Origin of the sequence: Marinobacter sp. S6332, from assembly GCF_023016045.1 — a bacterium.
Classification (GTDB): Bacteria; Pseudomonadota; Gammaproteobacteria; order Pseudomonadales; family Oleiphilaceae; genus Marinobacter.
Map to the genome: position 1 here is coordinate 21828 of NZ_JALKAP010000009.1, position 22866 is coordinate 44693.

The following is a 22866-nucleotide window of genomic DNA, read 5'->3' on the forward strand; positions in this document are numbered from 1 at the left end:
GCGGTAAACCCGATGTCAGTGGCCTGTTCTGCTTAAACGGTTGTCTGAAATTGTAGCCAGCGCTTCAAGCCAATTTCTGTATTTATGACTATAGCGACACTAAAGCCAGTGTTGATCAGCCAAAAGTGTGATTCTTGCTATTTGGATCCTCCTCGCACAAAAGGGGAGCTTGGCCTTAATGAAAAATAGTCGGCTGGGCGGCGTTTGTCGAGCCCAAGCCAAAGATATGCTGGGGTTTTTACAAAATGTATCAAATGCCCACCAGACTGGGTGTTCCGGCGGGCGAGTGGGTTATTTGAATCGCGAGAAATCGGGTTTGCGCTTTTGCATAAAAGCACTGAAAGCTTCGGCTGCTTCCGGCGATTTCAGGCGCTCTGCAAATAGCTCACCCTCGGCCATCATAGTGGCGGTAAGTGCTTCTTGAGTTGGGCTGCCTAGCAACTTTTTGGTGGCGCGGATGGCGGCCGGAGGTTGGCTGGCGAGTTTCTGGCAGGCTTCCCGAGCGACGTTGTCCGTTTCGGCGGGATCACATATTCGATTTATCAAGCCCATACGATACGCATCCTCTGCACTGAAAGCTCCGCCCAGCATTAACAGTTCGGCGGCACGCACCCGGCCTAACCAAGTAGGTAACAGCAGGCTGGAACCGCCCTCCGGGCACAGTCCCAGACTGGCAAAGGGCATTTGGAAGCGGGCATTGCTGCCTGCAAACACCATATCGCAGTGCAGGAGCATGGTGGTGCCCACACCTACCGCTGGCCCATTTACCGAAACCACTACCGGCTTCGTAGCCTTTGCCAAAAGAAGCAAGAAGCGCCCCACGGGCGTTTCTGTGAAGGCGCCTTGCAAACCGCTGGCAAAATCGCCCAAGTCGTTTCCAGCGGTAAAGCAGTCTTGGCTGCCGGAAAATAAAACGCAACGGATATCAGCATCCGCTTCAGCCTGCTCAAGCGCATCGCCAAGCGCGGTATACATGGCGTGGGTAAGGGCGTTTTTGCGTTCTGGGCGGTTAATGCGAACGGTAAGAATCTGGTTGCTGAGTTCGGTTTGAATGAAATCTGCCACGGTCTCTCCTAACTGGGTGTTTTTTGTCATTTGGTTAGGATGATACCTTTTTTCCGGCAATTGTTAAGAAAACCTTTGCCTTCTGTCCAGTGCCTCGTGCTCATGAATTTCTGGTAAACTGTGCCACCTGTTTTTTTGACGTATCTACCATAACGAGACCAACCTGATGAGGCGCCTATGACCACTGTAATCCGCCAGGATGACCTGATTGAAAGCGTAGCGGACGCGCTGCAGTTCATTTCTTACTATCACCCGAAAGATTTCATTCAGGGTGTTTACGAGGCTTACCAGAAGGAAGAGTCTCAGGCGGCCAAGGATGCTATGGCACAAATTTTGATCAACTCGCGTATGTGCGCGCAGGGCCACCGTCCGCTTTGCCAAGATACCGGTATTGTGACCGTGTTCGTTAACATTGGCATGAATGTTCAGTGGGACTGCGAGATGGCTCTGGACGATGTCATCAATGAGGGCGTGCGTCGTGCCTATGCCAACCCGGACAACGTACTGCGGGCGTCAATTCTTGCCGACCCTGATGGCAAGCGCCAGAACACGGGTGATAACACACCAGCGATTATTCATTACAAAATGGTGCCGGGTGATACGGTTGAGGTTCATGTAGCGGCCAAAGGCGGCGGCTCTGAAGCGAAATCCAAATTCGCTATGCTGAATCCATCCGATTCCGTTGTGGACTGGGTTCTGAAAATGGTGCCGCAAATGGGTGCGGGCTGGTGCCCGCCCGGTATGCTGGGTATTGGTATTGGCGGCACGGCTGAAAAGGCTATGCAGTTGGCGAAAGAATCGCTGCTGGACCCTATCGACATCCACGATCTACAGGCGCGCGGTGCATCCAACCGTGCCGAAGAACTGCGCCTTGAGCTGTTCGACAAGGTGAATGATCTGGGCATTGGTGCTCAGGGTCTTGGTGGCCTGACAACCGTGCTGGATGTGAAGGTAAAAGACTATCCTACCCATGCAGCGAACAAGCCTGTAGCGATTATCCCGAACTGTGCCGCCACCCGCCACGCACACTTTACGCTTGATGGCAGTGGCCCCTCTCTACAAACCCCGCCAAGCCTAGAAGACTGGCCTGAAATCACTTGGGAAGTAGGCGAGGGTGTACGCCGGGTTAACCTGAATACCGTCACGCCGGAAGAAGTAAAAGAGTGGCAGCCGGGTGAAACCGTTCTGTTGTCTGGCAAGATGTTGACAGGCCGTGATGCAGCCCACAAGAAGATGGTGGATATGATCAACGCAGGCGAAGAACTGCCGGTGGACCTGAAAGGCCGTTTCATTTATTACGTGGGCCCGGTAGACCCAGTACGTGAAGAAGTGGTTGGCCCCGCAGGTCCAACTACTGCGACCCGTATGGATAAGTTTACTCACACAATGCTTGAGAAAACCGGCCTAACCGGCATGATTGGTAAAGCCGAGCGTGGCCAGGTGGCCATCGATGCCATCAAGGAATTTGGCGCCGTGTATCTCATGGCTGTGGGTGGTTCAGCCTACTTGGTCTCCAAAGCCATCAAGCACGCGGAAGTAGTTGCTTTCCCAGAGCTGGGTATGGAGGCCATTTACGAGTTTGATGTGGAAGACATGCCGGTAACCGTGGCGGTGGACTCCAAAGGCACGTCGGTTCACCAAACAGGTCCGGTGGAGTGGCAAGAGAAGATTATCGCTGCGAAGGCATTGTGACATTAGCTAGGCCTTGACACTGAGGGCCAGATTTCTAAATCTGGCCCTCAGTTTTCCTATCCTGTTTCTCCGCAGTTAACTTGAACAGCTAATGTTCAAATGCTTGCCCCAATCTGGCGGTAGCTCTGCATATTTTTCAAAGTCTGGTTGCTCGTCGAAGGGCTTCTCCAGAACCTTTAACAGTTCCTTCATTGGCTCAAAGTCGCCGTTCTGTGCCTCCAGAATCACTTTCTGCGCCAGATAGTTCCTCAGAATGTACTTAGGGTTCACCCTGCGCATTTCGTATTCCCGTTCATCCCGGGCGCGGGTTTCTTTTTTAAGCCGTTGCTCATAACGCGCAAGCCATTCATCTGCCACTTGGCGGTCTACGAATAGATCCCTCAGGGGCGCGTGGCCGTGGTCATAAAGGTTGGACAGTGCGCGGAAGAAGGCCGTGTAGTCGGTGCGGTGCTCGTTGAGCATGCTGAAGGTGTCCATAACCAGCCCGAGATCGCCTTCGTCCTCCTGAACAAGTCCAAGTTTGTCCCGCATGTTTTGTAAAAAGCGCCCGTTGTAGGCCGTTTCGTAGCGCTGCAAACCCTTGCGAATGGTGTCTTCATCCATTGCCGGCAGCAACGCATTGGCAAGGTACTGACAGTTTGCAAAGCCTACCTGAGGCTGGCGGTTGTATGCGTATCTGCCACCTTGATCGGTATGGTTGGATATGTAACCGGCATCAAAATCATCCAGAAAGGCGAAAGGTCCGTAGTCGAAGGTGTCGCCGATGATGGACATGTTGTCGCTGTTCATCACGCCATGGCAGAAGCCTACGGCTTGCCAGTCGGCAATAAGGCGGGCCGTGCGCTCAACGACTTCTTCAAACCAGCGCCCATGGCGCTCTTCCTCGGCTAGCTGTATCAGGTGGGGGAAGTGAAGCGATATAACGTGTTCGAGAAGGGTTTTAACGGTTTCCGGACCTTCGTGGTGCGCCGCAAACTCGAAGTGGCCAAAGCGGATATGGCTTTGTGCTACACGCACCAGTGCGGCTGCAGTTTCAATAGACTCTCTTCGAACCGGGTCCCGGGCACTGACCATGAACAGGGCGCGGGTGGTGGGAATGCCCAGCCCGTGCATGGCTTCGCTGCACAGGTATTCGCGGATAGTGGAGCGCAGAACTGCTCGGCCATCACCAAAACGGGAGTAGGGCGTTGTCCCCGCGCCCTTCAGGTGCCAGTCCCAGCGGCGGCCATCAGGGCCTATGGTTTCCCATAAGAGCAGGCCTCGGCCATCACCCAGTTCCGGGTTGTACATGCCAAATTGGTGGCCGGTGTATTTCATGGCCACCGGGTCCATACCTTCGAGCAGTTCCGTGCCGCCACCAATCTTTGCCCAATCGGCTTCGTTGGTAACGTGAAAACCCATTTCTCGCGCCAACTTGTGGTTAAAGCACGCCATTTTCGCGTCTTTGAGCGGCGTGGGCTGAACCCGGGTGTAGAAGCTATCCGGGAGTTCCAAATAGCGGTGTTCTACACGAAAACCCTTGTTGCCCATAAAGTAATTGCACTCCCATGAAGGCGACTCTTTACAACCCTGAAGGCAGTTGGGGTATCCTGACGTGATATTCCCTGACCTGCTATTCAGAGCGCTGAGATTTAAAACATGATGAAAGCAATCAAGATAACCGATGGCTCCCTTGCATGGGAAGACTGCGCGAGCTATGAAGAACTGCCAGCGGATCACGTGGCAATCGATGTTGTCTGGAGTGCCGTTAACCGTGCGGATCTGTCGCAACGCGCCGGTGTTTACCCTCCGCCTCCGGGTGCGTCTGAAATTTTGGGACTGGAGGTGAGCGGTCGTATCTCTGCCGTTGGCGAGGCCGTTACGGGCTTTGCGCCGGGCGACGAAGTGTGTGCCCTGCTCACCGGTGGTGGTTACGCCACTCAGGTAGTGGCTCCTGCCGCACAGGTGTTGCCTATTCCGAAAGGGTTCTCACTGAAAAAAGCAGCGGCACTGCCAGAGGTGTATGCAACGGCATGGCTGAACCTGTATCAAGAAGCAGACCTGAGACCCGGTGAGAGGGTTTTGTTGCATGCGGCCGGCAGTGGTCTAGGGACCACCGTTATTCAAATTGCTACGGCTTTTGGTAATCCGGTATTCGCGACCGCAGGAGATGACGAAAAGCTGGAAGTCTGCCGCAAATTGGGTGCAACCGGCACCTGGAACCGCAAAAATGGCTCATTTGTTGACGCAGTGAAGAGCTGGGGTGGTGTGGATATGGTGCTGGACCCGGTTGGTGGCAGTTATATCAAGGATGACCAAAAGGTTCTCAGTGCCGATGGTCGGATTGTTTTAATCGGTCTTCTCGGGGGGCGTTATGCGGAGGTCGACTTGGGCTTGATGTTAGTTAAGCGCCACAAGTTGATTGGTTCTACACTGCGTTCCCGGTCAGTAGCAGACAAGGAGCGTGTGATGCAGGACCTATACCGTCACGTTTGGCCGCTTCTGGTCGCCGGGCAAATTGAGCCTGTGATCGACAGTGCATGGCCCATCGAGCAGGCTGAGGAAGCCATGGCGCACGTGGCGGCGAACAAAAATACCGGAAAGGTACTCCTCCAGATAGGGGAGTAGCCTTCCCGGTGCTCTAAGGCAGCTTAAGTTAGTCGGCGATGTGTACCAGTTGCTTGCCGAAGTTTTTGCCCTTCAGCATTCCCTTGAAGGCCTCAACTGCGTTTTCGAGGCCTTCAGCAACGGTTTCCCGATACTTGATCTCGCCGGACGCAATGCGGCTTGTGAGGATATCGGTTATTTCCTGATGCTTGTCCTGCCACTCGGTTACCAGAAAGAAGCGGTGCTCAGGTACCGGGTCGAGGCGCTTGAGAATATCAAACGGCGTCTCTACTTTGTCTGTGCTCTTGGCATTGTAAGCCGAGACATAGCCGCAAATCGGCACTCTTGCTCCTGCATTCAGCAGTGGCGCAACGGCTCTGGTTACATCACCCCCCACGTTTTCGTAGTAGATGTCGATGCCGTCGGGGCAGGCAGCTTTCAAGTCGGCTTCCAAATTACCGGCTTTGTAGTCTACGCAAGCGTCAAAACCAAGCTCGTCAACGACATAGCCGCACTTCTCCGGACCACCGGCAACACCGACAACACGGCAACCGTTAGTTTTTGCAGTTTGGCCAACCACTGTGCCCACGGGGCCTGATGCGGCGGAAACCACGACGGTCTCTCCCGCTTTAGGCTTGCCTACATAGGTTAAACCGCAGTAACCGGTGCGGCCAGGCATACCGGCAACACCAAGGTATGTTTGCAGCGGAACGCCTTCTTTTTGATGGATTTTGTAAACCATTGGGGCGTCTGCCGGAAAGGTTACATACTCCTGCCAGCCTGAGTAACAGGTGATTAAATCACCGACTTTTAGTTTGTCTGAACGAGACTCGACAATCCTCGCTACACTCTCGCCTACGATGGGTTCGTCGATCCCGATAGGATCCATGTAGCCCTTGGCATCGTTCATGCGTGGGCGCATGTATGGGTCTAATGATAACCAAAGAACCTGTGCAACAACTTCACCCTCTTCGGGTTTGCGCACTGGGCGATCTTCCATAACGAGATCACCGTCTTGGATTTCCCCGTTGGGGCGTTTTTTCAGTACGATGGCATGATTTTGATACTGACTCATAGTATTCCTCCCTATCTGTAGTGAGGCTTTTCGGAGCAGGCTTGCTCCTTGGGTTGCGTAACGAAACCAGATTAGCCTGCAGCAGAATAGCTTTGGGGTCAACCGCCCGACTTATTGGAATGCTGACCGATTTACTCCCGGCCAAACTCCCGGCACTACAAACACTCGATCTATTTCTAACCAGTATCCTGTTTCCGGGTCTTTTTGCATCATAGCGAACAGTTGGGGCACGGCTCTGTGTTCCGCGCGTTCCAGTGCTTCCAGAGTGTGCGTAGTATTAGGCGGATCACTCTGATACCAGTTACCAATCCAGTGCGGTTTGTTAAGAACAACCCAGTGTGACGTGTCCAGAGCCTTGGCCTCGGCAATATACATCCAACTCCCGCGCAGGTGCCCATCGGGAACATAAGCGGGCGTTTGCACCTGTTCGTTGGTGGGATAGAACAGGTATCCCGGCATGAACACTCGCGGTGTCAGTGGGCCAGCTATGTCGAATTCAGAAAGGAGTGCGAGGGTTTCAGGACGCTGTGTTCGTTGGCTTTGTTGCTTAAGCAGGCTGGTTGTTTTTATATCCAGCCTGTCCCGGGCATTGGGACCGTACCAGAAGGTACGGCCGTCTGACGCCGGTACACCAAGATAAAACTTGATGGCGATTTCGTGGTGCTCAATCCGGTCGTCTATTAGGTTGTGCACTACAAAGTCGAGCTCTCCGATGGTGCGCCCGCTCGATTGGATTTGCTGGTTTTTTAGTAGGATGGGCCAACCTAGCAAGTCGTTTAATAAAATTTGATACAGCCGCTCAAAATAAAAACCCAGCCTCCGCTGCGGTGGTTCGCTCAGCAGGAGCGGTGCGGTTTCAGGTTTCTGGTCCCAGCGTTTGAGTAAATCGGGGTAGTTTGGGGGCAAATAGTGCGAGGGATCGATTGTGATCGGCGAGTGCAGCAGTTGCGGTGTTTGGCACAACCAAGCGAGATGTCGTATAGCTGGTGTTTGGTAAGAATTGATCAGCTTGGCGGCTAGGTTTGCATTCATACACCCAGAATACCGTAAACTGTCGGTGAATAAAGGTGCGAGGTTTGAAAGGGCTGCTAGCTTAATCGAAAGGCCCGCAGGCCTAATCGCAACAAGTTGCCGCACAAAGCGCCAGAGAACAGAGAAGGGAGAGAGCAACATGCAATTTCTACACACGATGATTCGCGTTAGTAATCTCGAACAAACTTTGCACTTCTTTTGCGACTTGTTGGGCATGGTTGAGATTGACCGTAAAAGCAGCGAAAAAGGCCGATTTACTCTAGTATTTCTGGCGGCACCGCAAGATGAGGCGCAAGCTCGTGAAAACAGGGCTCCCATGCTGGAGTTAACCTATAACTGGGACCCGGAAGCGTACGAAGGTGGGCGTAATTTTGGTCATTTGGCATACCGGGTGGACGATATCTACTCGCTTTGCGAGTCATTACAGGCGAACGGCGTTACCATCAACCGCCCACCGAGAGATGGGCGCATGGCGTTTATCCGCACCCCGGATAATATATCTATAGAGTTACTGCAGAACGGGGAGCCACTGGCGCCTAGGGAACCTTGGGCAAGCATGGAGAATACGGGCACCTGGTAAGCTGAATAGGCTTGCGGGAATTGCAGATGTAAGAAAACGTCCATAGAATCATTGGATCACTTTTACTTTGCTTGTTGGTATCACGCTCAAAGCATCAGGACGATGCGCTAAAACAGGGAGATAATTCATGGAAGACTGGCAAGGATGCTTGGCCCCTCAATGTCAGACTGCATTGCTGAATGCCCGTGAAGATGTTGATCGTCGCGGCGGCGCAGTAATTACGGTCGAAGATTTTCTGCTTGCATTGCTGAACACCAGCCCTTCTATAAGCCGCTTTTTGCGTGGATCCGGTGTCGATATGGATGAGCTTATCCGCACCGTTCAGTGTGAACAGCCGATTGTGACCGAAGTGGGCGGTGAAGGGCTGCTTTCTTCTCAGCTGATCTACTGGTTGGCGACTGCACGAGAAACTTATGGGACGCCTGCTTGGCTCGATTGGCCGCAACTCCTAGAGGTGCTTGCACGATACGCAGAGCGCCTGCAGGAAAAGGCGTATGTTTCGGTTCTTGAGTTGGTTTCACGGTGGCCGACCGCAATTGACCAGATGGATAGCAATCACTTGGATAGTGATCAACTAAATAGTGACGGAAGCCTCGCAAACTCAGGAATTAATGAGGAAACGGCTCCTGTTGTTATTACCGATACGGACTGGATTGAACTGGCGGAAGACGTTGCTATCACTCTGGCCGCAACACCAAATGCGCTAGTTTGGGTAAGGGGAGAGCGTGGCGCGGGTAAATCTGCTTGGCTGCGTTCGCTGTTATCATCGTTCGCGCAACCCTATGTTGAAATGGACCTGCGCCGCGAAGCGGAATTAATGGCTAGCGAACTCGCCGTTATTCCGGCCACTGGCAAAAGGTCCTGGCCAGTGTTGGTGCTAGATAATGTGACACCGGCCGACTTGCTTATGTTGATGGGTAGCCCGTCGGGTCTTGCTTCTGAACTGGTTCAGCGGTGGCAGGGGTCCGTGATGCTTTTGGGGCCGGATGTGCAGCCTGAAGGTGCGGAAAGCTGTCGTACATTGGAGCAGCGGCTTGGGCGGGCACTGGAGGTCTATAATGCGCCGCTTTCCAGTGAGATGCAGCGCAAGGCAATCTTGGTCGCACATCAGGCAGCTATAGAGCGCCGATGGAACATTCATTTGCCGCAACCGGTGATTCAGTTTGCAGCCTCCCGGCGTAGCCGGTGTGTTTCTACCCCGGGCGGAATGCTCCAGTGGGTAGAGCGAGCTGCTGCACGGCTGGAGATATTTGCCCGGCGTGGGCCCGTGAAGTCGGTAGCGCTTTCCGGGCAAGAAGATACGCTCCGGCGCCAGAGTCTTGTTGCCATGGCGAGGCAAGAACCACTGGATGAAATAGCCCAGTCGCTTGAAGATGTGCAATTGTTGCGTGTGGCTGCGGAAGTCGACTGGTACGAACGGCAAGCAGCAGGCACATTGCGCCAGCTTACGGTGGACGATTTACGGTATGAACTGGAACGCTGGCTTGCAGCGCGGCCCGGGCCGGTTCACTATGTGCTGCATTGTGATCACCAGCATGGAGAATCTGCGAGTGCAGGATCTTGAAATCTACATTCGTGACCTGAAAGCAGGTGCCGTTTCCCGTTGGCTGGAAAGCCATATAAAGCAGTTGGTATTTGATGACAGTGATGTTGCATCCGTTATCAAAGGCTCCGCGTATTTTGGCGAAGTGCGGCTTAAAATCACCTTGTATCCACAGGCTTTTGGTAAGCGATTTACCTCGTTGATTATTGAAGGTGAGAAGTTACCTTGGAGTAGCGATCTGGATTGTGCACGCAGTGCATGGCGAGCGATGGAGACCGAAGTCCGTTGCAGCCCGGGGGAGTGGCAAGAGGGTGAGGCGGTGGAAGATGAAAAATGGTGGCGGTTGGACGACCGGGGAGAGCAGCTTGTTGTTTGGAATTGACTAGTGTCCCGTCTGGCTAATTCGCTGACCTACTGCGAGCCGCTAAGGCTTCTGGCCAAGGCGCCAGTGCGCAGGTGTGGTGGTTCCACATCAAGGGCTGGCAACACCGGCCAGAAGCCTTAGCGGCTCGCCCTTTGGGAGCCCCTGCGGGCTTTGATAGCCGCGTTGCGCTGTCTCGATTTGGAACCACCAAACCTTCGCCACCGCGCCTAGCTCTCAAAGCCCGCAGGGGCTCAGTAGGTCAACGAATTAGCCAGACGGGACACTCGCTGCGTGCCATCCAGAACGAAAAAAGGCAGCCCCTAGTCAAATAGTGGGCTGCCTTTTTGTATCGGCTTAGGTTTCAGTCGCTCAGGATTGAAACGTTATCTGCTTGCAGGCCTTTATCGGCGTCAACCACACTGAAACGAACCAGTTGGCCTTGGCGAAGAACCCTGCGACCACTTCCACGAATAGCACGGAAGTGAACAAAGACCTCGTCTCCGCTGTCGCGGACAATGAAGCCAAATCCCTTCTTGACGTTAAACCACTTTACAGTGCCTTCTTCGTCGCCTTCCGGGCTGTCGTCGTCATAGTCGGCATCATCGTTATCGGAGTTCGCATAGCCTTGGCTAGAACTCTGGCTCCGAGACGGTGAGCTGCTGCGCTGCGGCGCACTGCGTGCCGGTTGCTGTTTAGCGGCAACTGCTACGGCAATAAAGCCGGTAATACCGAAAACAATGAAGGTTATGACGTATGCGGCAATGCCACGGGTGCTGCCCAGAGCCTCTACAAATTCGCCAATGGCAATCAGGCGAAGTGGTTCAGGGGTAAATGAGAGCAGCAGGGCAAGTACCAATGGTGCTGGGATAGCGATCAGGAGAGCAACAAGGATCGCTTTGGCTGGATTACGCATTGACTGAGAATTCTCCATTTTTCATTAACGCTGACGATAAAAAACCGGATATCGGGTAAAATCGCTTATCCGGCCAGTGATTACCACCTGATTCCCTAAAAAACGGAAGCTCGGGCGGGCAAAAGCGGCATGATAGCAGATTATCCCCGCGGCATACCAAACGGCTGTGGCATCGAATGCTCTTGGCAGGATCTGGATCTCATATTTACCCATTCACGCGAACCAATTATCCAAGAGGGTTGAGTAGTTGATGAGTCAAAACGATTTGCAAACCAGGCTGGACGAACTCGAAACACGGCTTGCCTTTCAGGATGATGTTATCCATACCCTGAGCGAGCAGGTGGCGAAGCAGGAGATGGATATTCGTGAACTGTGGGATGCGAAGCGGTTACTGCATAGCCAGATCAAGGATTTTTCGTCGTCTAACATCAAGCGTGAAGAGGAAGAGTTGCCGCCACCTCACTATTGATTCGTGAAACAAAGAGGCCAGAACAATGTTCTGGCCTCTTTGTTTGCGTTAGTTTTCAAGCGAGCCGCTCAGGCTAGCAATTCCACAAGAATCTGCTCATAAATTCGGGATAGAGTGTCTAGATCCTCAGCTTTTACGCATTCGTTTACTTTGTGAATGGTCGCGTTGATGGGGCCAAGCTCTACAACCTGCGCGCCGGTTGGTGCGATGAAGCGCCCATCAGACGTTCCACCAGACGTAGAGAGCTCAGTCTCGCGCCCGGTTACGTTCCGAATGGCGCTCTGGCTGGCAGACACCAGCGCGCCCTTATCCGTTAGGAACGGGCGGCCACTGAGGTGCCATTGCAGGTCGTATTTGAGATTGTGTCGCTCAAGTGTTGCCACCACCCGCTCTTCAAGGCTCTCCGCCGTGTTTTCTGTGCAGTATCGGAAGTTGAAGTGCACCAAACATTCGCCGGGGATGATGTTGCTACCAGTGCCAGCTTCCATTTTTGTAATCTGGAAGGTTGTAGGCGGGAAATAATCGTTGCCGTTGTCCCAGAACTCATTCGCCAGCGTATGCAGAGCTGGTGCGACTGCATGGATGGCATTCTCCGCCAGATGGGGATAGGCAACATGGCCCTGAACGCCCTTTACCGTTAAGTAGCCGTGCAGCGAGCCCCGGCGGCCGTTCTTTATGACATCACCGACTTCATGAGTGCTGGAGGGTTCGCCAATCAAGCACCAGTCAATCTTTTCTGAACGGGCTTCCAGTGCTTCGATAACCTTCACAGTGCCGTTTTGGGCCGGGCCTTCCTCATCACTGGTAATCAACAGGGCGATGGAGCCGCGATGATTCGGGTGAGCACTTACGAAGCGCTCACATGCAGTGATGAAGGCCGCGAGACTGCCTTTCATGTCGGCAGCGCCCCGGCCATGGAGGTAGCCATCCTTGATAACCGGATCAAACGGCGGGTGAGTCCAGTTTTTTTCAGGCCCGGTAGGAACCACGTCGGTATGGCCAGCAAACGCAAGCACAGGCCCCTCTGAGCCTTTGCGCGCCCAGAGGTTGTCGGTGTCGCCAAACCGCATGTGCTCTCCGGCAAAACCCAAGGGAGATAGCCGCGACATCATGAGTTCTTGGCAACCCGCATCATCTGGCGTTACTGATGGCCGGCTGATCAGGTCGATGGCCAGTTTGAGTGTTGGTGAATCAGTTATTTGCATGGAGTTCGTCGTTCAGCTCGATAGCGGATTGATTGGTTTTACATTCAACCGCGCCGGTTTGGCTGTTACGGCGGAACAGAAGGTCTGGCTTGTTGGCCAGATCGCGGGCTTTGATGATTTCGACCAACTTGTTGCTGTCGTCCAGCAGAGCCACTTTGGTACCGGCAGTAATGTACAGGCCTGCCTCAACCTTGCAGCGGTCACCCAAGGGAATGCCAATACCCGCATTGGCGCCGATCAGGCAGTTTTCGCCAACAGAAATAACCATGTTGCCGCCACCAGACAGAGTACCCATGGTGGAGCAGCCGCCACCGAGGTCTGACCCCTTGCCCACCATCACGCCTGCAGAAATGCGGCCTTCAATCATGCTGGTGCCTTCGGTGCCAGCATTGAAGTTGATAAAGCCTTCGTGCATAACGGTTGTACCTTCACCCACGTATGCGCCAAGGCGCACGCGCGCTGTATCTGCAATGCGAACGCCATTGGGCACTACGTAGTCCGTCATCTGAGGGAACTTATCTACAGATTTTACTTCCAGAGAACGGCCTTCAAGGCGGGCCCTGAGCTGACGCTCCGGTAGCTCGTTCAGGTCAATGGCGCCCTCGTTGGTCCATGCCAGATTAGGCAGTAGGCCGAAGATGCCGTCCAGTTTCAGCCCGTGGGGTTTCGCTTGCCGGTGGGAGATCAGATGTAGCTTAAGATAAACCTCCGGCGTGCTTGAGGCAGTATCGTCTGTTTCCAGAACGGTCACTACAACCGGTCGTTTGCTGTCGGCGGCTTTCTCGGCGAGTGATGCCTGATTTGTTGAGCCGATTTGGCGCAGAGCCTTCGCAAATTGAACCAGTTGTTCAGCGGTTGCATGGATTGCCCGGTTTCCGCCTTTATAATCCAGAGCAGTCCCCACTACATCAATCAGCTCTGTCTCGGGTGTGATGATCGGTTGCTGGTAAAAAACCTCCAGCCATTCTCCCTGATTATTTTGGGTGCCGATACCTATGCCGAATGCAAAGCTCATGCAGTGAATGCTCCTGTCTATATGGTGATGTTTATTTGATTATTGATGCCCAATCATCGGCCTTGAAGCCGATATAAACCGCGCCGTTATATTCGACGACGGGCCGTTTAATGATGGAGGTGTTTTCCAGCATAATATCGTGGGCAGATTGGGCGCTGATAGTATCACGAACCTCGTCGCTGAGTTTGCGCCAAGTGGTGCCACGGCGGTTCAGGAGGCTTTCCCAGCCCACCGCTTTTTCCCACTGGGATAACCGGTTTTCATCCAGCCCTTCTTTTTTGAAATCGTGAAACTCGTAGCTAATGCCTTGCTCATCAAGCCATTTACGGGCTTTTTTTACGGTGTCGCAATTGCGAATGCCATAAAGCTTCATAATTCAGTTTGCCTTTACAAATTCAACGATGCGCCTTGCGGCTTCTACGCACTCTTCCAGTGGTGCAACCAATGCCATGCGAACTCTGTTCTTGCCCGGATTGTGGCCATCCACAGTACGCGATAAATAACGGCCGGGCAGAACATGAACGTTTTGCTGAGCTGACAACTCTTTTGCAAAGGTTTCATCGTCCATGGGGGTGGTAGGCCAGAGGTAAAATCCCGCATCGGGAAAGTCCACTTCCATGACTTCGCGCAGAATAGGCACCACGGCTTCAAACTTGGCACGATAAGCCGCTCGGTTCTCCCGCACGTGATCTTCATCTTGCCAAGCGGCAATGCTCGCGAGCTGGTTATGAACCGGCATGGCGCAGCCATGGTAGGTTCGGTAATTCAGATAGCCTTTCAATATGCTTGCGTCACCCGCTACAAAGCCGGATCTCAGGCCCGGCAGGTTGCTGCGTTTTGACAGGCTGTGGAAAACAACACAGCGTGCGAAGTCGTTACGACCTATAGCAGCGCAAGTCTGTAGTAGGCCTTCAGGCGGGTTGTTTTCATCAGGGTAGAGTTCCGAATAGCACTCGTCTGAGGCAACAATAAAGTCATACCTGTCTGCAAGCTCAATAACCTTGGTCAAGGTACTCCGTGGCATGACTGCCCCGCTGGGGTTTCCAGGAGAGCAAAGAAATAACACCTGACAATCCCGCCACACGGATTCCGGCACCGCGTCGAAGTCCGGAATAAAACCGTTGGAGCCATCGCAGGGCAGGTAAACCGGCGTAGCACCTGCTAAAAATGCTGCCCCTTCGTATACCTGGTAAAAGGGGTTGGGGCTCACAACTGTGGCCTGCCTGCTTGCATCAACCACCGCCTGCACAAGTGAAAAGATGGCCTCACGGGTGCCGTTTACCGGGACGATATTGTGTTCCGGGTCCAGAGAGCCTGCTTTCAGCTGAAATCGTTGAGTGGCCCATTGGCTAATGGCCACCCGCAGCTCACCCAGACCCCGGGTGGTGGGGTAGTTGGCCAGCCTGTCGAGATTGTCTGCAATCACCTGTTTTACAAACTCAGGGGACGGGTGTTTGGGCTCGCCAATACCGAGGGAAATAGCTGGCAGATGCTCTGGTACCGAAATACCGGCTTTGAGTTTCGCCAACTTCTCGAAGGGGTAGGGGTGTAGCTTTTTCAGGTTGGGGTTCATTGAGTTTCGTCCAGCATTTTGCATAGGTCTTGCTGTAGGGCGTGGCACACGGAAGGGTCGCTGATTGGTTCGCCTTGTTCGTCGGTCACAAAGAAAACGTCTTCCACGCGCTCGCCCAAGGTAGCAATTTTGGCATTACTCAAGCGTATACGATGATCCAGCAGCACCTGACCAATCCGTGCCAGAAGGCCGGGACGGTCAGGCGTAATCACTTCAATCACCGTGCGCTCGTTAATGGTGTCGTTGGAAAACAACACTTCGGTTGGGAAGGCAAAGTGCCTGAGCTGTCGCGGCGTGCGGCGGTGAATGATGTCAGGGTAATCCTCCGGATCATCCAGCTCTTCGATCAGGCGCCTGCGCACCCGCTCTTTGCGGGCAGGGTCCACACCCAGTGGTTGGCCCTTCTCGTCCAGAACCACATAGGAGCTGATGGTGAAGGGGCTATCATTCGAGCTGATGCGGGCATCAACAATGTTCAGGTTGAGTTGCTCCAGCACGGCTGTTGTTGCTGCAAACAGGGTAGCCCGGTCTTTCATGTAAATAATGATTTGGGAGAAGCCATCGGTTGGGCCGCCATGGGTATCTCGAATAAGCACCAGTGGTCCGGGCGTGTCGCCATGATTGATGATTGCGGCTGTTTGCCAAGCAATATCAACCGTGGAATCCTGCAGGAAGTAGTCCTCATCGACAGTATCCCAGATAGCATCTATCTGCTCGTTAGTGATGTTTTGGGCATGGAGAATATCCCTTGCCTCAGACTGGGTCGCGCGTACCCATTCCTGTCTGTCTACAGGGATTTCCGTGCCTTGCCTTAGGGCTCTCTTGGCTTCTAGATAAAGTTGACGCAGTAGGGATGCCCGCCAGGTGTTCCAGAGTTTTGGGTTGGTGGCGCTGATATCGCAAACCGTAAGGATGTACAGATAATCCAAATGCGCCTGGCTGGGCACTGCGCGAGCAAAGGAACGAATAATGTCCGGGTCAGAAATATCTTTTCGCTGCGCCGTCATCGACATCAAAAGGTGGTTTTCTACCAGCCAAGAAACCAGTTGGGTGTCGCGCTCACCTAAGTGGTGGCGCTCACAGAAGGATTCGGCATCTACGGCGCCAAGCTCTGAATGGTCTCCGCCACGGCCCTTAGCAATATCGTGGTATAGGCCGGCAATATAAAGCAGTTCTCGCTTGGGTAGGCCGTGGATCAACCGGGCGGCCAGCGGATAGTCGCCGCGAGCCTCCGGGCCACTCATTCGCACCATGTTGCGAACAACCCGCATGGTATGCGCGTCAACGGTGTAAATATGGAAAAGATCGTGCTGCATCTGGCCAATAATCTGGCCGAATTCGGGCAGGTAGCGGCCCAGCACGTTGTACTTTTTCATGGCGGAGAGCGTTGTATCCAGCCCGTGGGGCGTTTTCAGCAGTTCCATGAACAGGGATGTCACGGCTAAGTCAGCCCGAAAAGCGTCATCAATCAGGTGTCTGTGTGCCCGCAAAGAACGAATGGTGGTCGCCCGAATACCCTTTATTTCAGGGTGCTGCGCCATCAGTACGAAAATTTCCATAATCGCGTAGGGCGAGTAGGCAAACACCTGATTGTTTACCGCTTCTATATAGCTGTTGCGAATCTGGAACCGCTTGTTGATGGGCTGTATGTTGTCCTCTGTGCCGGTGCCGAGTATCGCCTCATCGTAGAACTGAAGAATAACGTCAGCCAGTTCGGCAAGCGCCAATACTGCCCGATAGTACGATTGCATCATAAGCTCTACGTCGAGCCGCTTGCCTTCGTCTTTAAAACCCAGCATTTGGGCTAGGGCCCGTTGGTGGTCAAACAGTAGGCGGTTTTCATTCCGGTTTGCGATCAACTGCAACCCATAGCGCAGCCGCCAAAGCAGAGTTTCACCTTGTACTAAAACTTGATGCTCTTCATCCGTTAATATGCTGAAGCGGGTGAGGTCGGCAATGCTTTGTAATCCAAAGTGCCGCTTGGTAATCCAGCCGATGGTTTGTATATCCCGCAGGGCGCCAGGGGAGCTCTTTACGTTGGGCTCGAGGTTGTACTCGGTATCGCTGTATTTTTTGTGGCGCCGCTGCTGCTCTTTGCGCTTTGCAATAAAGTAGTCGCGGTCTGTGATGATGTTGTCGGAGTATGCTTGGTCACTGAGCTCTATGCGCAGTTCGTCCGGGCCCGCGATTGTGCGGGTTTCCAATAGATTTGTGAGGGTGGCTATATCGCCCCTTGCAGCAGATTTGCTCTCCTCAATACTGCGAACGCTATGGCCGATGTCTAGCTTGAGATCCCAAAGCAGAGTGACAAAGGCGCCAAGATCTTCCTGCCATTCCGGGTTCATGCCATTTCGGGTGAGAATGAGCAGGTCTATGTCCGAATGCGGATGCAGCTCACCCCGTCCGTAGCCGCCAACGGCGATTAGAGCAATATCTGGTGAGCTGGAGAAGGGGTAGCGGTTCCAGATCAGCCCCAGAACGGTGTCTACCGTATCGGCTCTGGAACGGACCAGAGCCCTTACATCGGCGCCCTGTCGGAAGGCTTCGGCATCTGCATCATAGCGTTCTTTCAGCAGTTCTCTGGCTGCCTTGACCGGGGAGGGGTCCCCGCTGATTCTGGCCACCAGCTCCTGACGCGTCACTTAGAAAGACTCCTCCGATCGTTTCGTCAGCACTTCATAACCATCGGATGTCACTAGAATGGTGTGCTCCCATTGCGCTGAAAGTTTGTGGTCTTTGGTGACCACCGTCCACTGGTCTGGCAGCAGCTTGGTGTGGTACTTACCCTGATTGATCATAGGCTCTATGGTGAAGGTCATGCCTTCTTTGAGTTCCATGCCTGTGCCGGGTTTGCCGTAATGCATAACTTGCGGCTCTTCGTGGAACACTTTGCCGATACCGTGGCCGCAGTAATCCCGAACTACAGAAAATCGGTGTTTCTCGGCATGCTGCTGGATAACATGACCTATATCCCCCAAGCGCGCCCCGGGCTTCACCAACTCAATACCTTTATAGAGGCATTCCTGCGTGATACTGATTAGGCGCTCGGTGCCGGGCTTGGGCTTACCAACAATCCACATTTTGCTGGTGTCGCCGTGGTACTCGTCTTTTATAACCGTTACGTCAATGTTCACTATGTCGCCGTCCTTCAGAATCTTTTTTTCTGAAGGTATACCGTGGCAGACAACATGGTTTACGGATATGCACACAGACTTAGGGAAACCCTTGTAGTTCAGAGGAGCAGGGATTGCTTGCTGCTCGTTAACGATATAGTCGTGGCAAATCTGGTTAAGCTCTTCCGTGGAAACGCCGGGCTTAACGTGCTCCCCGATCATTTCGAGAACTTCTGCTGCCAGGCGGCCTGCCACACGCATCTTTTCAATTTCTTCCGGAGTCTTGATCGATACTTGCATTGAGCTTCCCATTGATTTGTGTCAAACGAGCATTTTAAGGGTCCCGCGCTCAGGGTACAAGGAACGCCCGGTGCAAAATTAATGGCGTTGGGCCGCCGATTTGTGGTATAAACGCGCCCGCTGGAAACAAATCCGGCAAATTCACACACGTGTCAGCACGTTGCCCCAGGGTGCCTGCTCCCGCTTTAAGAAGTGTAAGGGATGTCTGGTTGGGGTAATTGGACGCGTGGAGGACTAACCCGAAGCTAAACTAAGGTAATATCATGGCTCAGGTAAATATGCGTGACCTGCTCAAGGCAGGTGCTCACTTCGGTCACCAGACTCGCTACTGGAACCCGAAAATGTCGAAGTACATCTTTGGCGCCCGTAACAAAATTCATATCATCAACCTTGAGCAGACTGTTCCTGCTATGAATGAAGCTCTAGACTTCGTTCAGAAGCTGACAGAAAGCAAGAACAAGATCCTGTTTGTAGGCACCAAGCGCGCCGCAGCCAAGGTCATCAAGGAAGAAGCAGAGCGTTCCAGTCAGCCTTTCGTTAATCACCGCTGGCTTGGTGGCATGCTGACCAACTACAAGACTATTCGTCAGTCCATCCGTCGCTACCGTGATCTGGAAGCCCAGAGTAAAGACGGTACTTTCGACAAGCTGACCAAGAAAGAAGCCCTCGAGCGCACCCGTGAAATGGACAAGCTTGAGCGTTCTATCGGTGGTATCAAGGATATGGGCGGCCTGCCTGATGCCTTGTTCGTTATCGACGTAGACCACGAACGTATTGCTATTAAAGAAGCCAACAAGCTGGGTATCCCCGTTATCGGTGTTGTTGATACCAATAGCAACCCGGACGGCGTTGATTTCGTTATCCCCGGTAACGATGACGCTATCCGTGCGATCCAGATTTACGTAAAGGCTGTTGCTGATACCTGCCTGGAATCAGCACAAGCCGGTGGCGCTGACGAGTTTGTAGAAGTTGCAGAAGAATCTGCAGGTGCCGCTCCAGCTGCTGAGTGATGCATCCGCGTCACTGATGAGATGTAAGGCATGCCCGGGTGAATTGCCGGGCATGCCTCCCTACCGAATTCGGAAAAGTTAAGAGGACTGAACATGGCTGCTATTACCGCTGCAATGGTCAAAGAGCTGCGTGAGCGCACTGGCCTTGGCATGATGGAGTGCAAAAAGGCTCTGGTTGAATCTGAAGGTAGTGTAGACGCGGCAATCGAAGAGTTGCGTAAGTCTTCCGGCCTCAAAGCCGCCAAAAAAGCTGGCCGTACAGCCGCTGAAGGTGTGTCGCTGATCAAAATCTCTGACGACAACACTGTGGCTTACGTTTTGGAAGTAAACTCCGAGACAGATTTTGTTGCTCGCGATGACAACTTCCTGAACTTTGCCAACGACGTATTGAGTGTTGCTTTCGAAAAAGACGAAACCGACGTTGCCAAGCTGATGGAAGGTGACCTGGAAGCCAAGCGCGAAGCTCTGGTTCAGAAGATTGGTGAGAACATCACTGTTCGCCGTCTGGTTTCAGTGAAAGGCCCGGTTGTTGGTGGTTACGTTCACAGCACCAACAAAATTGCCTCGGTTGTGGCTTTGACAGCCGGCGACGCTGAGCTTGCCCGCGATATCGCCATGCACGCTGCTGCGGTTAATCCGCGGGTTGCCAAGCCAGAAGATATGCCTGCTGAAGAGCTGGAAAAAGAGAAAGAAGTAATCAAAGCTCAGCCCGATATGGAAGGCAAGCCTGCCGAAATCGTTGAAAAAATGATGGGCGGTCGTATTCAGAAGTTCCTCAAGGAAAACAGCCTTGTTGAGCAGCCTTTCGTAAAGAACCCAGAGCAGACTGTTGGCCAGCTTATCAAAGCGGCTGGTGGTGAGCTGGTTGGTTTCGTTCGTCTGGAAGTAGGCGAAGGCATTGAGAGAGAGGAAGTGGACTTTGCTGCCGAGGTTGCTGCTGCAGCCAGCGAAGGCAAGGCCTAATCCCTTTTAGGCGCTTTGACACCGAGTTTCAGCGCCATTCTAGTCTGCCACGTTGGCCGGTTTTTCCGGCTCTCGTGGCGGGCTTGTATCTGAGATGCCCCTTTTTTTAAGGGATATGTCAGATACAAGCCTGCAACGCGTATCACGCCGGATAGCAGCCAACACACGAAAGGGGATCAATATGCCGACATCACCTAAAAACCAGCCAAGATACAATCGGGTTTTGCTCAAGCTCAGTGGCGAAGCCCTGATGGGCGAGCACGATTTCGGTATTGATCCCAAAGTTCTTGATCGTATGGCCCTTGAAATCGGCGCACTTATCGGTATCGGTATTCAAGTGGGCCTGGTGGTTGGCGGTGGTAATTTGTTCCGGGGTGCATCGCTGAGTCAAGCAGGAATGGACAGGGTAACCGGTGATCATATGGGCATGCTGGCAACCGTTATGAACGGTTTAGCCATGCGCGATGCTCTTGAGCGCTCGAACATTCGCACCCGGGTAATGTCGGCCATTCCCATGAGTGGTATTGTTGAGCATTATGATCGTCGGCGGGCCGTTCGCGACCTGAAAGATGGTGATGTGGTTATATTTTGTGCAGGCACTGGCAACCCGTTTTTTACCACCGATTCGGCAGCCTGCTTACGTGGTATCGAAATTGAAGCAGATGCAGTACTGAAGGCAACAAAGGTTGATGGTGTCTATTCTGCGGATCCTTATCTCGACCCGACCGCCGAAAAGTATGACAAGCTGACGTACGATGAAGTGTTGGATAAGAAACTCGGCGTGATGGACCTGACCGCAATCTGTTTGGCGCGGGATCACGGCATGCCGCTGCGAGTATTTGATATGAACCGTGCGGGCGCTCTAACGCGCATCGTGACCGGTGAGAAAGAAGGTACACTGATTGAATAATGGGCGCTGTGTTTGCCCGTCGAACGAATTGAGGATGATTACGTGATTGACGATATAAAAACTGAAGCCGAAAAGAAGATGAAGAAGAGCCTGAACGCTCTGACCTCGGCGTTCAATAAAATCCGAACCGGCCGTGCCCATCCGTCTATTTTGGACAGTGTGATGGTTAACTACTACGGTCAAGAGACGCCACTGAAGCAAGTTGCCAGTGTAAACGTGGAAGATAATCGTACTTTGGCCGTGTCGCCTTGGGAAAAGAATCTGGTACCTGTTATCGAAAAGGCTATTATGGCTTCCGATCTAGGGCTCAATCCGGCCACCAGCGGCGATCTTATCCGCATTCCTATGCCTATGCTGACCCAAGAAACCCGCAAGGAAATGGTTAAGCAAGCCAAAGCGGATGCCGAGAATGCTCGTGTTTCTGTGCGCAATGCGCGCCGTGATGCCAACAGCATGATGAAAGAATTGCTGAAGGAAAAGGACATTACGGAAGATGACGAGCGCAGAGGTGAAGACGAAATCCAGAAGTTGACAGATCGCTACATCGCCGAAGTCGAGAAGATGCTCAAGGCAAAAGAAGAGGACCTGATGGCGGTTTGATCGCCTCGGTTCACTTGAAAGCGAAACATACGGCCGGCAGTGGCTTTCTGCAGGCCGTACAGGGGATTTCATGACGGGAACAGTATCCGCAGAAATTCCGGTGTCGGCTGATAACCGGCCCCGGCATGTGGCCATTATCATGGATGGTAACAACCGGTGGGCGAAAGAACGCCGGTTAAAAGGGGTGGCAGGACATAAAGCCGGTGTTGATGCTGTAAAGGCGGTTGTTGAGACCTGTGCCCGCGAGGGTGTAGAGGTGCTCACACTGTTCGCCTTTTCAAGCGAAAACTGGCGGCGACCCAAGGACGAAGTATCGGCTCTGATGAAGCTGTTTCTTTTTGCCTTGGAGCGGGAAGTTAGAAAGCTTCACCGCAATGATATTCGCCTGCGCATCATTGGTGACCGCTCTGCGTTTAATGCAACCTTGCAAGAACACATGGCTAAGGCAGAAGCCCTTACACAGCACAACACCAGAATGACACTTGTCATTGCTGCAAACTATGGCGGCCACTGGGACATCACCCAAGCGACCCGGCAGGTTGCGGAAATGGTGAAGAGCGGCGAGGTTTCACCCTCTGACATTACCGACGATCTCATTCAGCAACACCTGAGCATTGGTGATCTCCCAATGCCGGATTTAATGATCCGAACCGCAGGCGAGCAACGGATTAGCAACTTCATGCTTTGGCATCTGGCCTACACCGAACTGTACTTTTCACCCGTTTTCTGGCCTGAATTCAAAGAAGATGAAATGCGCAAAGCACTGCAGGCCTACGCAGGACGTCAGCGGCGCTTTGGTCAAACAGACGACCAAATTGCTGCCAAGCCCGTACAACAATAACGAATTACAGCGACCTT

General features: G+C 53.2%; 22 protein-coding genes. 11 read left to right on the top strand and 11 right to left on the bottom strand.

The genetic code is table 11. From position 1 onward, the window contains the following. Positions 1-291: 291 nt before the first annotated feature. Positions 292-1065 carry an enoyl-CoA hydratase gene (locus tag MWU62_RS13400; protein ID WP_200365680.1) on the bottom strand — a complete coding sequence of 258 codons (774 nt, stop codon included), beginning with the start codon at positions 1063-1065 and terminating at the stop codon, positions 292-294. Between the two features lie 177 nt (positions 1066-1242). Here MWU62_RS13400 and MWU62_RS13405 point away from each other — a divergent pair, with 177 nt between their 5' ends. Then, positions 1243-2757, top strand: coding sequence for a fumarate hydratase (locus MWU62_RS13405; protein WP_200365678.1), 1515 nt, complete (start codon positions 1243-1245; stop codon positions 2755-2757). Between the two features lie 75 nt (positions 2758-2832). On the opposite strand, the gene MWU62_RS13410 is transcribed toward MWU62_RS13405, so the two are convergent. Next, a complete protein-coding gene (locus MWU62_RS13410) occupies positions 2833-4287 on the bottom strand; it encodes a protein adenylyltransferase SelO (RefSeq protein WP_247115384.1) in 1455 nt (484 codons plus the stop codon). Positions 4288-4398: 111 nt separating this feature from the next. Here MWU62_RS13410 and MWU62_RS13415 point away from each other — a divergent pair, with 111 nt between their 5' ends. Beyond that, entirely contained in the window at positions 4399-5364 is a 966-nt protein-coding gene (locus tag MWU62_RS13415) for an NAD(P)H-quinone oxidoreductase (protein ID WP_247115489.1), read from the top strand. Positions 5365-5392: 28 nt separating this feature from the next. Here the strand turns inward: MWU62_RS13415 and MWU62_RS13420 are convergent, their stop codons facing one another. Then, complete coding sequence (locus tag MWU62_RS13420) at positions 5393-6418, bottom strand: NADP-dependent oxidoreductase (protein WP_247115385.1); 1026 nt, start codon at positions 6416-6418, stop codon at positions 5393-5395. Between the two features lie 111 nt (positions 6419-6529). Then, a complete protein-coding gene (locus MWU62_RS13425; RefSeq protein WP_247115386.1) occupies positions 6530-7450 on the bottom strand; it encodes a DUF1853 family protein in 921 nt (306 codons plus the stop codon). 139 nt (positions 7451-7589) lie between these two features. Between MWU62_RS13425 and MWU62_RS13430 the strand changes: the two genes are divergently transcribed. The 3 genes from MWU62_RS13430 to MWU62_RS13440 all read left to right on the top strand — a co-directional run bounded on the left by MWU62_RS13430 (position 7590) and on the right by MWU62_RS13440 (position 9955). Continuing rightward, complete coding sequence (locus MWU62_RS13430) at positions 7590-8030, top strand: VOC family protein (RefSeq protein WP_247115387.1); 441 nt, start codon at positions 7590-7592, stop codon at positions 8028-8030. Between the two features lie 127 nt (positions 8031-8157). Then, positions 8158-9594 carry a hypothetical protein gene (locus MWU62_RS13435; protein ID WP_247115388.1) on the top strand — a complete coding sequence of 479 codons (1437 nt, stop codon included), beginning with the start codon at positions 8158-8160 and terminating at the stop codon, positions 9592-9594. After that, positions 9581-9955, top strand: a complete 375-nt coding sequence (locus tag MWU62_RS13440) for a hypothetical protein (RefSeq protein WP_247115389.1) — start codon at positions 9581-9583, stop codon at positions 9953-9955. Before MWU62_RS13435 ends, MWU62_RS13440 begins: the two co-directional genes overlap by 14 nt. A 343-nt stretch (positions 9956-10298) precedes the next feature. Here the strand turns inward: MWU62_RS13440 and MWU62_RS18940 are convergent, their stop codons facing one another. Then, entirely contained in the window at positions 10299-10850 is a 552-nt protein-coding gene (locus MWU62_RS18940; RefSeq protein ID WP_281494908.1) for a cold-shock protein, read from the bottom strand. Positions 10851-11100: 250 nt separating this feature from the next. Here MWU62_RS18940 and MWU62_RS13450 point away from each other — a divergent pair, with 250 nt between their 5' ends. Continuing rightward, complete coding sequence (locus MWU62_RS13450) at positions 11101-11319, top strand: SlyX family protein (RefSeq protein WP_200365652.1); 219 nt, start codon at positions 11101-11103, stop codon at positions 11317-11319. Between the two features lie 68 nt (positions 11320-11387). On the opposite strand, the gene dapE is transcribed toward MWU62_RS13450, so the two are convergent. From dapE to map, 6 genes are read right to left on the bottom strand one after another with little or no spacing between them, the layout of a single operon-like run. After that, entirely contained in the window at positions 11388-12518 is a 1131-nt protein-coding gene (gene dapE / locus MWU62_RS13455) for a succinyl-diaminopimelate desuccinylase (protein WP_247115490.1), read from the bottom strand. After that, positions 12511-13539: a 2,3,4,5-tetrahydropyridine-2,6-dicarboxylate N-succinyltransferase gene (gene dapD, locus MWU62_RS13460; RefSeq protein ID WP_247115390.1), complete on the bottom strand. Its 1029-nt coding sequence runs from the start codon at positions 13537-13539 to the stop codon at positions 12511-12513. The genes dapE and dapD overlap by 8 nt, the downstream gene beginning before the upstream one ends. 31 nt (positions 13540-13570) lie before the next feature. Next, positions 13571-13912, bottom strand: coding sequence for an ArsC family reductase (locus MWU62_RS13465; RefSeq protein ID WP_247115391.1), 342 nt, complete (start codon positions 13910-13912; stop codon positions 13571-13573). 3 nt (positions 13913-13915) lie between these two features. Continuing rightward, positions 13916-15112, bottom strand: coding sequence for a succinyldiaminopimelate transaminase (gene dapC / locus MWU62_RS13470; protein WP_247115392.1), 1197 nt, complete (start codon positions 15110-15112; stop codon positions 13916-13918). Continuing rightward, positions 15109-17754, bottom strand: a complete 2646-nt coding sequence (locus tag MWU62_RS13475; protein WP_247115393.1) for a [protein-PII] uridylyltransferase — start codon at positions 17752-17754, stop codon at positions 15109-15111. The genes dapC and MWU62_RS13475 overlap by 4 nt, the downstream gene beginning before the upstream one ends. Beyond that, positions 17755-18525, bottom strand: coding sequence for a type I methionyl aminopeptidase (map, locus tag MWU62_RS13480; protein ID WP_247115394.1), 771 nt, complete (start codon positions 18523-18525; stop codon positions 17755-17757). It abuts the gene before it with no gap. A gap of 263 nt (positions 18526-18788) precedes the next feature. Between map and rpsB the strand changes: the two genes are divergently transcribed. From rpsB to uppS, 5 genes are all read left to right on the top strand, one after another. Next, entirely contained in the window at positions 18789-19535 is a 747-nt protein-coding gene (gene rpsB, locus MWU62_RS13485) for a 30S ribosomal protein S2 (RefSeq protein WP_247115395.1), read from the top strand. A gap of 93 nt (positions 19536-19628) precedes the next feature. Then, positions 19629-20498, top strand: a complete 870-nt coding sequence (gene tsf, locus MWU62_RS13490; protein ID WP_247115396.1) for a translation elongation factor Ts — start codon at positions 19629-19631, stop codon at positions 20496-20498. A 181-nt stretch (positions 20499-20679) separates the two neighbouring features. Next, entirely contained in the window at positions 20680-21408 is a 729-nt protein-coding gene (gene pyrH, locus MWU62_RS13495; RefSeq protein WP_247115397.1) for a UMP kinase, read from the top strand. Positions 21409-21450: 42 nt separating this feature from the next. After that, entirely contained in the window at positions 21451-22008 is a 558-nt protein-coding gene (gene frr / locus MWU62_RS13500) for a ribosome recycling factor (RefSeq protein WP_247115398.1), read from the top strand. A gap of 70 nt (positions 22009-22078) precedes the next feature. Next, positions 22079-22849 carry a polyprenyl diphosphate synthase gene (uppS, locus tag MWU62_RS13505; protein WP_247115399.1) on the top strand — a complete coding sequence of 257 codons (771 nt, stop codon included), beginning with the start codon at positions 22079-22081 and terminating at the stop codon, positions 22847-22849. The last annotated feature ends 17 nt before the right edge of the window (positions 22850-22866 follow it).

Coding starts and splice junctions, on each gene's coding strand:
- MWU62_RS13415 (WP_247115489.1), top strand. CDS start 4,399: ATGAAAGCAATCAAGATAACCGATGGCTCCCTTGCATGGGAAGACTGC.
- MWU62_RS13435 (WP_247115388.1), top strand. CDS start 8,158: ATGGAAGACTGGCAAGGATGCTTGGCCCCTCAATGTCAGACTGCATTG.
- dapD (WP_247115390.1), bottom strand. CDS start 13,539: ATGAGCTTTGCATTCGGCATAGGTATCGGCACCCAAAATAATCAGGGA.
- MWU62_RS13430 (WP_247115387.1), top strand. CDS start 7,590: ATGCAATTTCTACACACGATGATTCGCGTTAGTAATCTCGAACAAACT.
- dapC (WP_247115392.1), bottom strand. CDS start 15,112: ATGAACCCCAACCTGAAAAAGCTACACCCCTACCCCTTCGAGAAGTTG.
- uppS (WP_247115399.1), top strand. CDS start 22,079: ATGACGGGAACAGTATCCGCAGAAATTCCGGTGTCGGCTGATAACCGG.
- MWU62_RS13465 (WP_247115391.1), bottom strand. CDS start 13,912: ATGAAGCTTTATGGCATTCGCAATTGCGACACCGTAAAAAAAGCCCGT.
- tsf (WP_247115396.1), top strand. CDS start 19,629: ATGGCTGCTATTACCGCTGCAATGGTCAAAGAGCTGCGTGAGCGCACT.
- MWU62_RS13420 (WP_247115385.1), bottom strand. CDS start 6,418: ATGAGTCAGTATCAAAATCATGCCATCGTACTGAAAAAACGCCCCAAC.
- map (WP_247115394.1), bottom strand. CDS start 18,525: ATGCAAGTATCGATCAAGACTCCGGAAGAAATTGAAAAGATGCGTGTG.
- pyrH (WP_247115397.1), top strand. CDS start 20,680: ATGCCGACATCACCTAAAAACCAGCCAAGATACAATCGGGTTTTGCTC.
- MWU62_RS13450 (WP_200365652.1), top strand. CDS start 11,101: ATGAGTCAAAACGATTTGCAAACCAGGCTGGACGAACTCGAAACACGG.
- MWU62_RS13405 (WP_200365678.1), top strand. CDS start 1,243: ATGACCACTGTAATCCGCCAGGATGACCTGATTGAAAGCGTAGCGGAC.
- MWU62_RS13425 (WP_247115386.1), bottom strand. CDS start 7,450: ATGAATGCAAACCTAGCCGCCAAGCTGATCAATTCTTACCAAACACCA.
- MWU62_RS13410 (WP_247115384.1), bottom strand. CDS start 4,287: ATGGGCAACAAGGGTTTTCGTGTAGAACACCGCTATTTGGAACTCCCG.
- rpsB (WP_247115395.1), top strand. CDS start 18,789: ATGGCTCAGGTAAATATGCGTGACCTGCTCAAGGCAGGTGCTCACTTC.
- MWU62_RS18940 (WP_281494908.1), bottom strand. CDS start 10,850: ATGCGTAATCCAGCCAAAGCGATCCTTGTTGCTCTCCTGATCGCTATC.